The sequence below is a fragment of the Kitasatospora nipponensis genome (assembly GCF_039528135.1).
GTDB lineage: Bacteria > Actinomycetota > Actinomycetes > Streptomycetales > Streptomycetaceae > Kitasatospora > Kitasatospora nipponensis.
In genome coordinates, this window is sequence record NZ_BAAALF010000018.1 from 26,812 (window position 1) to 38,997 (window position 12,186).

Annotated in this window: 11 protein-coding genes and 2 pseudogenes; 9 read left to right on the forward strand and 4 right to left on the reverse strand. The window is 72.4% G+C overall.

Annotated features, from left to right (window positions below; translation table 11 throughout):
* Positions 1-46 precede the first annotated feature (46 nt).
* On the reverse strand, positions 47-1,672 hold the full coding sequence (locus ABD323_RS08245; protein WP_344440581.1) for a molybdopterin-dependent oxidoreductase: 1,626 nt from the start codon (positions 1,670-1,672) through the stop codon (positions 47-49).
* A 402-nt stretch (positions 1,673-2,074) separates the two neighbouring features.
* Between ABD323_RS08245 and ABD323_RS08250 the strand changes: the two genes are divergently transcribed.
* Positions 2,075-2,659 carry a sigma-70 family RNA polymerase sigma factor gene (locus ABD323_RS08250; RefSeq protein ID WP_344440582.1) on the forward strand — a complete coding sequence of 195 codons (585 nt, stop codon included), beginning with the start codon at positions 2,075-2,077 and terminating at the stop codon, positions 2,657-2,659.
* Entirely contained in the window at positions 2,656-3,408 is a 753-nt protein-coding gene (locus ABD323_RS08255) for an anti-sigma factor (RefSeq protein WP_344440583.1), read from the forward strand. Before ABD323_RS08250 ends, ABD323_RS08255 begins: the two co-directional genes overlap by 4 nt.
* 39 nt (positions 3,409-3,447) lie before the next feature.
* On the opposite strand, the gene ABD323_RS08260 is transcribed toward ABD323_RS08255, so the two are convergent.
* Together ABD323_RS08260 and ABD323_RS08265 are read right to left on the reverse strand one after the other, a co-directional pair.
* Positions 3,448-3,786 (reverse strand): hypothetical protein, encoded by a 339-nt coding sequence (locus ABD323_RS08260; protein WP_344440584.1) that lies wholly within the window; start codon positions 3,784-3,786, stop codon positions 3,448-3,450.
* A 29-nt stretch (positions 3,787-3,815) separates the two neighbouring features.
* Positions 3,816-5,525: a high frequency lysogenization protein HflD gene (locus tag ABD323_RS08265; RefSeq protein ID WP_344440585.1), complete on the reverse strand. Its 1,710-nt coding sequence runs from the start codon at positions 5,523-5,525 to the stop codon at positions 3,816-3,818.
* A 399-nt stretch (positions 5,526-5,924) separates the two neighbouring features.
* Between ABD323_RS08265 and nicT the strand changes: the two genes are divergently transcribed.
* The 5 genes and pseudogenes from nicT (at position 5,925) to ABD323_RS08290 (ending at position 9,553) form a co-directional block, all read left to right on the forward strand.
* Positions 5,925-7,097, forward strand: a complete 1,173-nt coding sequence (gene nicT, locus ABD323_RS08270; protein WP_425555909.1) for a Nickel transporter NicT — start codon at positions 5,925-5,927, stop codon at positions 7,095-7,097.
* Positions 7,098-7,166: 69 nt separating this feature from the next.
* A pseudogene (locus tag ABD323_RS08275) lies at positions 7,167-7,413 on the forward strand (NAD-dependent epimerase/dehydratase family protein); the annotation flags it as partial.
* A gap of 134 nt (positions 7,414-7,547) precedes the next feature.
* A pseudogene (locus tag ABD323_RS08280) lies at positions 7,548-8,261 on the forward strand (glycosyltransferase family 2 protein); the annotation flags it as partial.
* Between the two features lie 171 nt (positions 8,262-8,432).
* Positions 8,433-8,891 (forward strand): DUF2064 domain-containing protein, encoded by a 459-nt coding sequence (locus ABD323_RS08285; RefSeq protein ID WP_425555911.1) that lies wholly within the window; start codon positions 8,433-8,435, stop codon positions 8,889-8,891.
* A complete protein-coding gene (locus tag ABD323_RS08290; RefSeq protein WP_344440586.1) occupies positions 8,888-9,553 on the forward strand; it encodes a methyltransferase domain-containing protein in 666 nt (221 codons plus the stop codon). Before ABD323_RS08285 ends, ABD323_RS08290 begins: the two co-directional genes overlap by 4 nt.
* A gap of 12 nt (positions 9,554-9,565) precedes the next feature.
* On the opposite strand, the gene ABD323_RS08295 is transcribed toward ABD323_RS08290, so the two are convergent.
* A complete protein-coding gene (locus ABD323_RS08295) occupies positions 9,566-9,763 on the reverse strand; it encodes a hypothetical protein (RefSeq protein WP_344440587.1) in 198 nt (65 codons plus the stop codon).
* 451 nt (positions 9,764-10,214) lie between these two features.
* Between ABD323_RS08295 and ABD323_RS08300 the strand changes: the two genes are divergently transcribed.
* Both ABD323_RS08300 and ABD323_RS08305 read left to right on the forward strand, forming a co-directional pair.
* The gene (locus tag ABD323_RS08300; protein ID WP_344440588.1) at positions 10,215-11,558 is read left to right on the forward strand and encodes a molybdopterin-dependent oxidoreductase; all 1,344 of its coding nucleotides are present in this window, start codon (positions 10,215-10,217) and stop codon (positions 11,556-11,558) included.
* Complete coding sequence (locus tag ABD323_RS08305) at positions 11,555-12,094, forward strand: hypothetical protein (protein ID WP_344440589.1); 540 nt, start codon at positions 11,555-11,557, stop codon at positions 12,092-12,094. Before ABD323_RS08300 ends, ABD323_RS08305 begins: the two co-directional genes overlap by 4 nt.
* Positions 12,095-12,186 lie beyond the last annotated feature (92 nt).

A 12,186-nucleotide genomic window follows, 5' to 3' on the forward strand; every position in this document is an offset into this window, starting at 1 on the left:
GGGGCAGGGAGGGTGGCGGGAGCGGGGACGGACCGGCGGGGCCGGCTCAGGTGACGGTGACGACGGTGGTGTGCCAGCCGGTCGCACCGGAGGGGAAGGGCGCGGCGCGGGCCTCGGGCTGGACCGCCCCGGTGCCGTCGGTGGCCCGCACCTCCAGGCGGTGGGTGCCGGGCCGGGCGCCGGCCCAGGTGTGGGTCCACTGGCGCCACAGGTCCGGGCCCGCGTCGGTGGCGAGCACCGCCTGGGCCCACGGCCCGCCGTCCACCCGCACCTCCACCGCCGTTATCCCGCGGTGGGTGGCCCAGGCCGTGCCGGCGACCGTGACGTCCCCGGCAGGGACGCGCGCGAACGGCGCCGGGACGTCGATCCGCGAGGTGGTCTTCACCGCGCCGGTGCGGTCCCAGCCACGCTTGACCCAGTACGGGTCATGCGCGGCAAACGTGGTGACCTCCAGGTCGACCAGCCACTTCGTGGCCGAGGTGTAGCCGTAGAGCCCGGGCACCAGCGAGCGGCACGGGAACCCGTGCGCCACCGGCAGCGCCTCACCGTTCATGGCCACCGCGAGCAGCGCCTGCCGCCCGTCGAGCACGGCGTCCAGCGGGGTGCCGATGGTCATGCCGTCCTTGGAGCGGCCCACCAACTGCTGCGCCCCGGAGCGGACTCCGGCCTCGCGGAGCAGGGCAGGCAACGAGGCCCCCAGCCATCGGGAGGTGCCGACGTAGGGTCCGCCGACCTCGTTGGAGACGCACGACAGTGTGTAGTCCATCTCCTCCAGCGGCCGGCGCAGCAGCTCGTCGAAGCTGATCTCCAGCGGGTGGTCGACCAGGCCGTGCACCCGCAGCGACCAGTTCCGCGGGTCGATCCTGGGCAGCGTGAGCGCGGTGTCGACCCGGTAGAAGTCGGCGTTGGCCGTGTAGAAGGAAGGCAGGCCGGGGATCGCCGGTCGGGCTGCCAGGGGGACCGGGGCGGCGCGCACCGCCGGGGCGGGGAGGCGGACGGCGTTGCGGGCGGCGGTGATGTCGTTGCGGCTGTCGGCCAGCGTGCGGCCGCCCACTCCCGCCACCGCCGCCACCGCGACCGTGCTGCCCGTCGCCAGCAGCACCCGTCGCCGGTCGGGGCCGGACGCCGGCGCGGTGTCGGTCGTCGAGGCGGGTCGACCGCCGACCGGGCCGGTGGCCCGGCGCAGGAGACATGCCAGCCAGAACAGCGCCGCCGCGCCCGCCAGGCCCGCCGCGATCGAGGGGACGGCGTCGGTGGGCATCGAGGTCGCGCGGGAGAGCGCCGCCCAGATCCCCAGGCCGCCGAAGAGAGCGAGGACCACGGCGCCCAGTGCCGGGCGCCGGCCCGCCAGCAGCCCGGCGAGGGTGGCCAGTACCGCCATCGTCAGGTAGATCCCGGCGAGCAGCACCGGCTTGTCGTCGGTGCCGAACGTGCGGACGGCGTAGTCCTTCAGCCAGGTCGGCGTCAGGTCGATCGCTGCCGAGCCGACCGCGATCACCGGCGAGGTCTGCGGTCCGGTGAACGCCGCGACCAGCTCACCCGCGCCGACCGCCGCCCCCGCAGCGGCCAGCCCGACCACCGCGGCGCCCGCCTCGCGCAGTGCCCACCCACGTCGGCGCACAACGGCGGCAGACTCCTCGACAGACGTTCCGGTGTTGATCACAGCGCCCATTCGGAGCGGCCCGTGATCCGGATGGGTGACAGTCCGAAAATCACTGATGCAGCTGATCAACGGGATCGACATGTGCTGCAGCAAAACCGCGAGGTGGCACGGCGGGGCCCTGAAAGGGCTCCCGGGCGGGCGAATACCGCCAACCCCGTCGTTCCTGGGCGTATCGCCCAGTGGCTGTGACAGGCTGTGCCTCGGTCGCCCGGCGGATTCCCGCAGGATCCACTCCGTAGCGCCTCGGTGTTCGAAAGTCGTCACGGCGATTCTGTGCCGCCCCAGTCGCTGGCACGGTCGCATCTCGCCAGTTCCCGGAGGACTCATGCAACTCGCCGACCCGAAGACCCGGGTGAGCGCCTGCCCTGCGCGAACGGCGGCCCCGGCCTCCCGTCGGCGGGAGGCAGCCGAGTGAACAGCGTCGTCCACCTCGCCAGTCCGCAGCGCCGCGGCCCGGACCTTCAGGAACTCCTCGCCAAGGTCGCCTTCGGCGACCAGGACGCCTTCAGCCACCTCTACGACGCCGTTGCCGGCCCCGTCCTGGGCCTCATCCGGCGTGTCCTGCGAGACGCCGCCCAGTCGGAGGAGGTCACCCAGGAGGTACTGCTGGAGGTCTGGCAGAACGCCGCCCGCTACCAGCCCGAGCGCGGCCAGGTGATGAGCTGGGTGATGACCATGGCCCATCGCCGGGCCGTGGACCGGGTGCGCAGCGCGCAGTCCGCCGCCGACCGGGACCAGCGCGACATCGCCCGCTCCCACGCTCCGGTGTTCGACGAAGTCGCCGAGCAGGTCGAGGACCGCTTGGAACGCCAGGAAGTGCGCCGGTGCCTGCGCGCCCTGACCGAGCTGCAACGCGAGTCCGTGGCCTTGGCGTACTACCGTGGCCTCTCCTACCCGGAGGTCGCCGACCGCCTGGGCGCGCCGCTCGGCACCATCAAGACCCGTATCCGGGACGGACTGATCCGGCTGCGCGACTGCCTAGGGGTGGAACCGTGACCATACCTGCTGATCTGCACACCCTCAGCGGAGCCTACGCGGCCCACGCGCTCGGCGAGGGAGAACGCAGAGCCTTCGAGCAGCACCTGGCCCAGTGCGGGGCATGCGCCGTGGAGGTCCAGGAATTCGCTGCGACCCTGGCCCGCCTCGCCGAGGCCGAAGCCGTCGTGCCACCCACGCAGTTGAAAGCCCAAGTCCTGGCGGCAGCCTCATCCATCCGACAGCTCCCAGCAAGCACCGCACAGCCGTCCGCCGGGGGCCGCCTGCCGAGGCCGGCAGCCCAGCGATGGCCGAAGTTCGCCCTCGCTGCCTCGGTCGCTGTGGCCGCGACCCTCGGTGGCATCGCCCTGCAGCAGCACGGCCAGGCCCAGCGGACGAGCGTCCAGGCAGACCGGCTCCACGCCCAGCAGGTCGACTTCGGCGCCCTGCTCACCCAACCGGATGCCAGGACCGCCACCGCCCCCCTCGCAGCCGGTTCGGGTATGGGGACGGTCGTCTGGTCGCCGAGCCGGGGCCAGGCAGGATTCCTCGCGGCCGACCTGCCCGCACTGCCGCAGGGAACCACGTACCAGCTGTGGTTCAACGACGCCGGCACCATGCGCCCGGCCGGGCTGCTCCCCTCCACCGACGGATCCGTCCTCCTCACCGGCCCCATTCGCGGCGCGGTCGGCATCGGCGTCACCGTGGAGCCGTCCGGTGGGTCACAGCACCCCACCGGGAAGCCGGTGTTGCTGCTGCCGTTCAGCTGACGCCCGGGCCGAGCCCGCGAGCCGTTGCGCAGACGGACGTCAGCTCAGGCGCGGAATGTGGGTGGGGTCGCCGCCGAGGGCGAGGTAGAGCTGTGTCCACTGCTGGTCCGTGGCGGTGGCGGGCTTGCCGTCGCAGTAGGGCTTGATGCCGTTGGCGGTGTAGTAGCGCATCATCTCCAGGACGGAGGTGGGGTCGGACTTCTCCTTGCCGGTGTACTGAGTTCCCGGTTGCCGGCTCTGGTGCTGCTGGCAGGTGGGGGACGGCGTGGCGCTCTGGGCGTCGAAGCGCCCGTTGTCGTCGCTGCCGCCGCACGCGGTGGTGAGCGAGGCGAGAGCCAGGGCAACGAGGAGGGTGCGGTAGTGGCGAGCGATGGGCACGAGTGGGGACCTCCGGGGCACGCTGGGATTCACAGGGTCGAGGGGAGGCTGCGCACGACAAGGCCGATGCCGACGGCGACGACCAGCAGGGCAGTCAGCAGCGCGGTGTAGGGGGTGATGCGATTGATCGCGCGGATCAGGGGCCGGTCGGCGGCACCCGCGATGCTGTCGCCCAGACGCACGAACAGCAGTCCGGCGGCGGTGAGGGTGGCGGCCATGCCCAGTCCGTAGGCGAGGACCAGGCCGGCGCCGAACAGGGTGCGGCCCAGCGCCACGGCACCCAGCAGGACGACGAGTGCGGAAGGGCTGGGGACCAGGCCGCCGGCGATGCCCAGCCCGATCAGGCCGCGCTTGCCCAGAGGGCGCTGGCTCTCGCCGTGGTGGTGATGGTGGCCGAACAGGCCGTGCCGGTGACCATGGTCGTGATCATGACGGCCTGTGTGAGCGTGGTCGGGCTGTGCGGACTCGGGATGATCGTGGCTGTGCCCCTGCTCGTCCGGGTGCCCGTGCCCGTGCTTGTGCTCGTGCCCGGGGTGGTGGTCGGCTTCCGTGTGGGTGTGACCGTCCTGGTGTTCGTGGCCGTAGTGGTCGTGATGGGCTGCCGGTGCTCCGGCGAGTGCTGGCACCGGCTCGTCGGTGAGCCGGGCCGGTGCGATGTGTGTGTGGGCACGCGCGCGGGCGCGGGGGGCCGCATCGCGGAGCAGTCCGGCGCCTACCAGGGTGACCAGGGCGCCGCTGGTGACGCCGAGCCAGCCCAGCACGGTGTCACCGGCCAGGGAGGAGAAAGCGGTCAGACACAGTCCCAGGACGAGGACGCCCGCGGTGTGGGTGATGGTGACGGTCGCTCCGACCGTCAGGGCGTCGCGGGTGCTGCCGCGCCGTCCGGCGAGGTAGGCGGCCATGATGGTCTTGCCGTGGCCGGGTAGCAGGGCGTGGCCGGCGCCCAGGACGACGGAGAGCAGGACCGCGAGGAGGCCGATGGGCAGGGTCAGGTCTCGGGTCGCGCCGAGGGCGGCGAGCTTGGCGTCGAGGTGGGCGAGCCACGCGGTGGGGCCGCCGGCCTGCGTGCTCTGGACGGCAGCGGTGCCGGCGGGCGCGGAGCTGTTGCCGGGCAGGGCGGTGAAGTGGGCGCGGACGACGCCGCTGGGATTGTCGAGCAGGTCCCGCGGATAGTCCCGCAGCTGCTGGGAGTTCGACTCCTGGGGGACATCGCTGTCCTGGAGGTGGAGGCCCTCGCCCCGCGCGGTGATCTCGTTCCAGCCCACCCGCGTCGGATCGTTGCCCGTGGCCACCTGGAACTGCGCGCCGCCGGCGCCGATGGCCAGGGGTGCGCGCAGGGAGCAGTCGAGGCGGCTGGTCTGCAACCCGGAGCTGCCCTCGGCGTACTGGAACCGGGCGGTGTCCACCGTCCAGCTCAGGGGCTTGCCGGCGGCGGTGACGGTCACATGTTGGGCGCTCTGGCGGCACTGCTCGGCTGCCCAGGCGGCGCGCTCGGCGTCGTCGATGGTGCCGTTGCCATCTCGGTCGACCTGCGGCTTCTGCTGCAGCGTGGGGATCTCGGCGGTGTCGGTGACCGACAGAGCCTCCACATGGTCGGGGTGGACGGTGAAGCCGGTGTAGTGGTTGACGGAGAAGTTCCCCAGCGGATGGGCGTCGGCGCTCGGTGCGGCCGCGGCCAGCAGCCACAGGGTCGCGCCGAGGAGGAGACCCGCGCGGGCGAGGGGGCGGTGTGGGGCCACGCACTGCCTCCGGGAGCAGACAAGGCTGCCGCGACGCGGGGCAGCTGACGACCGGACCTCGTTCGGCTCCGGCCCTGCCACCATCCCCAGACAGCGCACTGGCGTGCGGCCACGACACCGGGCTGGGCCCCGGGCTCACCCGTCCAGCCGACAGTGCAACGCCCTTCGGCCGCCGATGCCGCCGCTTGTGCGTCCGGACGAGCGCAACCCGGATGTCCATGCCGATCAGTGGGCGGCGCCTGCCGGATACTTCGATGCCCGGCGTGCGCCGGGCCCGCGGCAGCCCCAGGGATGCCCCGGCGCGCCCCTGACACCTGCATGCAGATGCCACCATCATGCAACTACCAGCCTGAGGCTTCCAGCTGTGCCGCCGTTGCCGCCGCAGGAGGAAGAACGCCCATGACCACTGCCCCCGCCCGTGCCGACCACCAAGGCATCACCTCGTCGTGGCACCGGACCGCCGCTTCGATGACCCGTCAGGAATGGTCCCGCCTGGCCGCGATGGCCGCCTTCATCACCACCCTGCACGTCGTCGGATGGTTCACCCTGGTGGTGATCGTCGCGCCCGGCCACTACAGCGTCGGCACCAAGAGCTTCGGCATCGGGATCGGGGTGACTGCCTACACGCTGGGCATGCGGCACGCCTTCGACGCCGACCACATCGCCGCCATCGACAACACCACCCGCAAGCTCATGCACGAGGGCAAACGGCCCCTGTCAGTCGGCTTCTGGTTCTCCCTCGGCCACTCCAGCATCGTCTTCGCCCTGGCGTTCCTCCTCTCTCTCGGCGTCAAGGCCCTCGCCGGGCCCGTCCAAGACGACAACTCCAAGCTGCGCCAGGTCACCGGCCTGATCGGCACCGCAGTGTCCGGCGCGTTCCTCTACCTCATCGCCGCGATCAACGTGGTGATCCTGGTCGGCATCTGGAAGGTCTTCCGCACGATGCGCACCGGGCACTTCGACGACGCTGCTCTGGAGGAGCAGCTCGACAAGCGCGGCCTGATGAACCGCGTGCTCGGGCGCGCCACACGCTCGATCACCAAGTCCTGGCACATGTACCCGCTCGGACTGCTCTTCGGCCTCGGGTTCGACACCGCCACCGAGATCGCCCTGCTGGTGCTGGCGGGCAGCGGCGCCGCCTCCGGTCTGCCGTGGTACGCGATCCTCTGTCTGCCAGTGCTGTTCGCTGCCGGCATGTGCCTACTGGACACCGTCGACGGCTCGTTCATGAACTTCGCCTACGGCTGGGCCTTCTCCAAGCCCGTCCGCAAGGTCTACTACAACCTCACCATCACCGGCCTGTCGGTGGCGGTCGCGCTGATCATCGGCACCGTCGAACTCCTGGGGCTCCTCGCCGACCAGCTGAGCCTGACCGGCTGGTTCTGGGACTGGGTCAGCGGCATCGACATCAACCTGCTCGGCTTCGTGATCGTCGGCCTCTTCGTCGTCACCTGGATCGCGGCCTTGCTGGTGTGGCGGTTCGCCCGGATCGAGGAGAAGTGGACGTCGGGCCTGCGCCGAGGGAACGCGCAGGGCTCCCGGCAGGTCGCTGACGGAGTGGGCGATGCCTGAGCACGAGGGTGGAGGACCGGACGCCCGTTCGTCCCTCTTGAGTGCCAGACGCGGCGGTGGGCGCGCGGGCAGCCGGGCAGCGCACGGGCGTACAACATCGGTAGCGGCAGCGTGCACACGGTAGGCGAGATAGCCCAGGCCCTGGCTACCGCGTACGGCGGCCCGGCGCCGGTGGTGACGGGCGAGTACCGGCTGGGCGACGTTCGGCACATCACCGCCGACTCGGGCCGGCTGCGCGCCGAAACTCGGCTGGCGCCCGCGGGTCTCGTTTCAGGAGGGCATGGCCGAGTTCGCGGGAGCGTCACTGCGCTGCTGAACAGGTGGACCGCCGAACTGACGAGCTGTTGAACGGGTGAGCGGCCGAACGGCGCAAACAGGACGGGGGGACGCAGTGACGTCTGACTTTCGTAAGGCGTCGCTGCGGCCGTCGGGAGCCCTGCCGCCCTTAGCGTGGTCGACGTGATCACGCCTTCCTCGCTCTCCGTCGATGTCGTGCTGCCGTGTCTCGACGAGGCCGCGGCGCTGCCCTGGGTCCTGGGTCGGATCCCGTCCGGGTGGCGGGCGATCGTGGTGGACAACGGGTCGCGGGACGGCTCGGCCGAGCTGGCCCGCTCGCTGGGTGCGACCGTTGTCGAGGAGGCCCGGCGTGGCTTCGGTGCGGCCTGCCACGCGGGTCTGCTCGCGGCGGAGGCCGAGCTGGTCTGCTTCCTCGACTGCGACGGCTCACTTGATCCGGCCCAACTCCCGCGCGTCGTGGACCCGGTGGCAGCCGGCACCGCTGACCTGGTGCTCGCCCGCCGACGCCCCGTCAGCGCCCGGGCCTGGCCGGTGCACGCGCGGCTGGCCAATGCCGTGCTGGCTCGCCGGCTGCGGGCCAGGACGGGTGCGCCGTTGCACGACCTCGGTCCGATGCGTGCGGCGTGCCGTGAGCGCCTGCTGGCGCTGGGGCTGGGCGACCGGCGTTCGGGTTATCCGCTGGAGATGGTGCTCGCCGCCTCGGCGGCCGGGATGCGGATCGCCGAGACGTCTGTCGACTACCTGCCGCGCGCGGGGCGCTCCAAGGTCACCGGTACCCTGCGGGGCACCCGGCAGGCCGTGCGCGACATGCGGACCGTGCTCGCCGCGCCGCCGCCCACCCTCCTGGTCATTGCCAAGGCGCCGGTACCTGGGCGGGTGAAGACCCGGCTGACCCCGCCCTGCACGCCCGAACAGGCCGCAGCCCTGGCAGAGGCGGCCCTCGTGGACACCCTGCACACGCTCGACACCGTCCCTGCCGGGCAGCGGCTGCTGGTGCTGGACGGCGAGCCCGGGAGCTGGCTGCCGCCAGGGTGGCAGGTGGTCCCGCAGACCACCGGCGGGCTGGACCGGCGACTCGCGGCGGCCTTCGCCTTCGCCGCCTGCTTGGCTCCCACCGCACCCGCGCTGCTGGTCGGGATGGACACCCCGCAGCTGACCGCGCGGATGCTGGCCGAGCCGCTCTCCCCAGCCGCTCGGACCGGGGTCGACGCCTGGTACGGACCCGCGACGGACGGCGGCTTCTGGGCACTCGGACTGGCCCGGCCCACCGCACAGTTGGCCCGGCAACTGCTGGTGGACCTGCCGATGTCCACGCCGGACACCGGGGCCGCCCTGCTGGCGCGGCTCGCCGCCGCCGGTCTCACGGTCGCCCTGCTGCCCGAACTCAACGACGTCGACACCCTCACCGACGCCCACCAGGTCGCGGCGGCCGCACCGGGCAGCCGCTTCGCCGGCAGCCTGCGCTCGTTCGATCTCACGCCGGAGGCGGCAGGATGACGGTCACTGCCGCCTGGGTCGACGATCCGTTCGTCGAGGCCGTGGTCACCGGGCGGGGGCCGCTGTGGCTGCGCCGCGCCGACGGCGGCCGGATTCACCTCGACATCGAACGCTGGTGCCGGCCGGCCGCAGGCGCGGACCACAGCCTGCTGCGGCGCTGCGCGCGCCTGGCCACACCAGTGCTGGACCTTGGCTGCGGCCCAGGACGCCTGGTGGCCGCACTGCTCGCGCTCGGCGTGCCGGCCCTCGGCGTCGACCTCGCCGGTGCCGCGGTGGAGCGCACCCGGGGCCTGGGCGCCGCGGCCATCTGCCGCTCGGTCTTCGACCGGCTGCCCGCCGAAGGCCGCTGGGGCGCCGCACTGCTGGCCGATGGCAACCTGGGGATCGGCGGTGACCCGGACGCGCTGCTGCGGCGCTGCGCCGAGCTGATCGCCCCGGGCGGCCTGCTGTTGGTGGAGGTGGAGCGCCGGGAGGTCGACGAGCGGGTCAGGGTCCGGGTGGAGGGACCAGGCGGGCAGCTGGGGCCGCCGTTCGCCTGGGCACGGCTGGGCGCGGATGCCACAGCCCGCCGCGCCCGGTCGGCCGGACTCACCGACGTGGAGCAGTGGACCTCGCACGGCCGGTGCTTCGTCGCCCTGCGCAAGTCAGTACCGATCAACTGATCCGACGAGATGTCAGGCAAGGTCGCCGCTCAGCGCGGCGCGCTGCTTACCCAGGACAGTTGAGTCGGCGCCACCGCCTCCGTCCGCCGGGGCGAAGCGCCATCGCAGCAGCGCGCCGGCCAGCACGCACAGCAGAGCCGCGCCGTAGGCGGCCCGCTGGACCTTCAGCGCCCCGTCCGCCGGACAGAGCACCTGGCCTGCGGCGGGCACCGCCAGCCACTCCCCGCGACCGTCGAGCGCGACCAAGGCCACTCGCAGCGACCAGGGCGGCGAGCGTGAGCAGGCAGGTCAGGACGCTCCGGATCGGCATCCGCCCACCCTGCCACCGGACCAGGCTCGCCGAGCGGAGCCACAGGGCAAGAGTCGGATTCCGTACCGGGGCAGCACTGCGGAGCCTGCGGCGCAGGCGGGTGACCTGACTGATCGGGGCCGCCCTGCTTTCAGCCCTACGCCCTTTTTGCTGCCTATCGTCGTGCTGACGCGGCCGCCGCTACGGGGCAAGGACGAAGGACGATCCATGGATGCCAACGACGGCGACGCCCGCCGACCGACTGACCGCGACCAACCGAAGCCCGCTGGTGCGACTGGAGCCGACCCCCGCAAGGACCGCGGCGAGGCACCAACGGCTGACGGGTCCACCGCCGGGCGCTCGGGTCAGCCTGTGTCTCCCCTCCCGGCGGACAGCACGGGCGATGGGCATCGCGCCGGCCGGCCGCGATCCGCGCTCGCCGCCGGCCCACCGCCCGGGCCGGCGCGGCCGGAGTTCTGGCGCAGTCCGCTGCGCGGGCCGTGGCTGACCGCGGTCTTCGGCCTGGTGTTGCTGTTCGGCATCACGGTGATGTTCGTGACCGGTCTGCTCTCCTACGCCGCATACAATCCGGACCTCGCCGCGGTCAACGACCAGACGCCGGACAAGGGTTGGCTGGGATTCTACCTGTTCGCCTGGCCCACCGGACCCAGCTGGCTCTACCGGCTCAACCAGGGCGTGCACGTCACCCTCGGTGTGGTGCTCGTCCCGGTGCTGCTGGCCAAGCTCTGGTCCGTCATCCCCAAGCTCTTCGCCTGGCCGCCGGTGCGCTCGCCCGCCCAGGCACTGGAGCGGCTCTCGCTGCTGCTGCTGGTCGGCGGCGCCCTTTTCGAGTTCATCACCGGCCTGCTGAACATCCAGCTGCACTACATCTTCCCCGGCTCCTTCTACACCCTGCACTTCTACGGCGCCTGGGTCTTCATCGGCGCCTTCGTCGTCCACGTGACCTTCCGCCTCGGACGGATGACCCGCGCCCTGCGCACCCGCCGCCTGCGCACCGAACTGCGAACCACCGCTGCCGCCACCGTGCCCGAACCCTTCGACGGCACGGGCCTGGTGGCGCCGCGACCGGCCCGGGCCACGATGTCCCGGCGCGGCGCGCTGGGCATGGTCGGCGCAGGATCCCTGGTGCTCTTCGTGGTGACGGCCGGTCAGAGCATCGGCGGGGCGCTGCGCAGGACAGCCCTGCTCGCGCCGCACGGGCAGAACCCGGGCACCGGACCGAACGGCTTCCAGATCAACAAGACCGCAGCCTCCGTCGGCATCCGGCCTGCCGACATCGGCCCCGACTGGCGCCTGACCGTCCGCGCACCAGGCCACGAGAGCGTCCTGACCCTGGACCAGGTAAGGCAGTTGCCGCAGAGCACCGCTGCCCTGCCGATCGCCTGCGTGGAGGGCTGGTCCACCCCCGACCAGCACTGGAGCGGCGTGCGCCTGAGCGACCTGGCCGCCCTGGTCGGACTGCACGGCGACCTGCCCGAGGTCTTCGTCGAGTCCGTCGAACGCGGCGGCTCCTTCAGCTCGACCGTCCTGCGCGACAACCAGGTCCGCAACCCGCACTCCCTGCTCGCCCTCCAGGTCAACGGCGCCGACCTCTCACCCGACCACGGCTACCCCGCCCGCGTCATCGTCCCCGCCAACCCCGGCGTCCACAACACCAAATGGGTCACCCGCCTCACCTTCGGAGCCACCACGTGAAGCGACCACACCCCCGGCACCTGCCCCACCCGCACCTGAGCCGCGACGGCATCCGGCGACGCTACGGCGCCTCCCCCCTGCACCTGCTCCTCGTCCTCTGCTCCTTCGCCCTGGCGATCTACGCCGGGATCCGGCTCCTGAAGGGCGAACCGATCAAGGTCGCGCTCTGGTTCGTCGGCGCCGCCCTCGCCCACGACCTCCTCCTGCTCCCCCTGTACACCCTCACCGACCGCGCTGCCCAGACCCTCGCCGACCGTCTCGGACGCGTCCCCCACGGCCCGCACAGCCCGCGCGTGCCAGCGGTCAACTACGTCCGTGTGCCGGCCTTCCTCTCCCTGCTCCTGCTCGCCGTCTGGTACCCCCTCGTCCTACGCCGCGTCCCCGGCTACCGCAACACCACCGGCCTCGACCCCGACCCCTTCCTCGACCACTGGCTCCTGATCACCGCCGCACTCTTTGCGCTGTCGGCGCTGTGCCTGCTCACCGCCACGATCCGCCACCGGCCACCGAAACCCCACCCAGCCAAGGCTCCATGACCTCGGGCACCATGGGTGGCGGTCCCGGCCAGGAACTGTCCTCCGGGCCCCACGATGTGAGCAACACACGCCAGCCGGGCCCGGCATCCGCC

Excerpts from the sequence above, each read along its gene's own strand:
- ABD323_RS08245 (WP_344440581.1), bottom strand. The coding sequence starts at position 1,672 with ATGGGCGCTGTGATCAACACCGGAACGTCTGTCGAGGAGTCTGCCGCC.
- nicT (WP_425555909.1), top strand. The coding sequence starts at position 5,925 with ATGACCACTGCCCCCGCCCGTGCCGACCACCAAGGCATCACCTCGTCG.
- ABD323_RS08290 (WP_344440586.1), top strand. The coding sequence starts at position 8,888 with ATGACGGTCACTGCCGCCTGGGTCGACGATCCGTTCGTCGAGGCCGTG.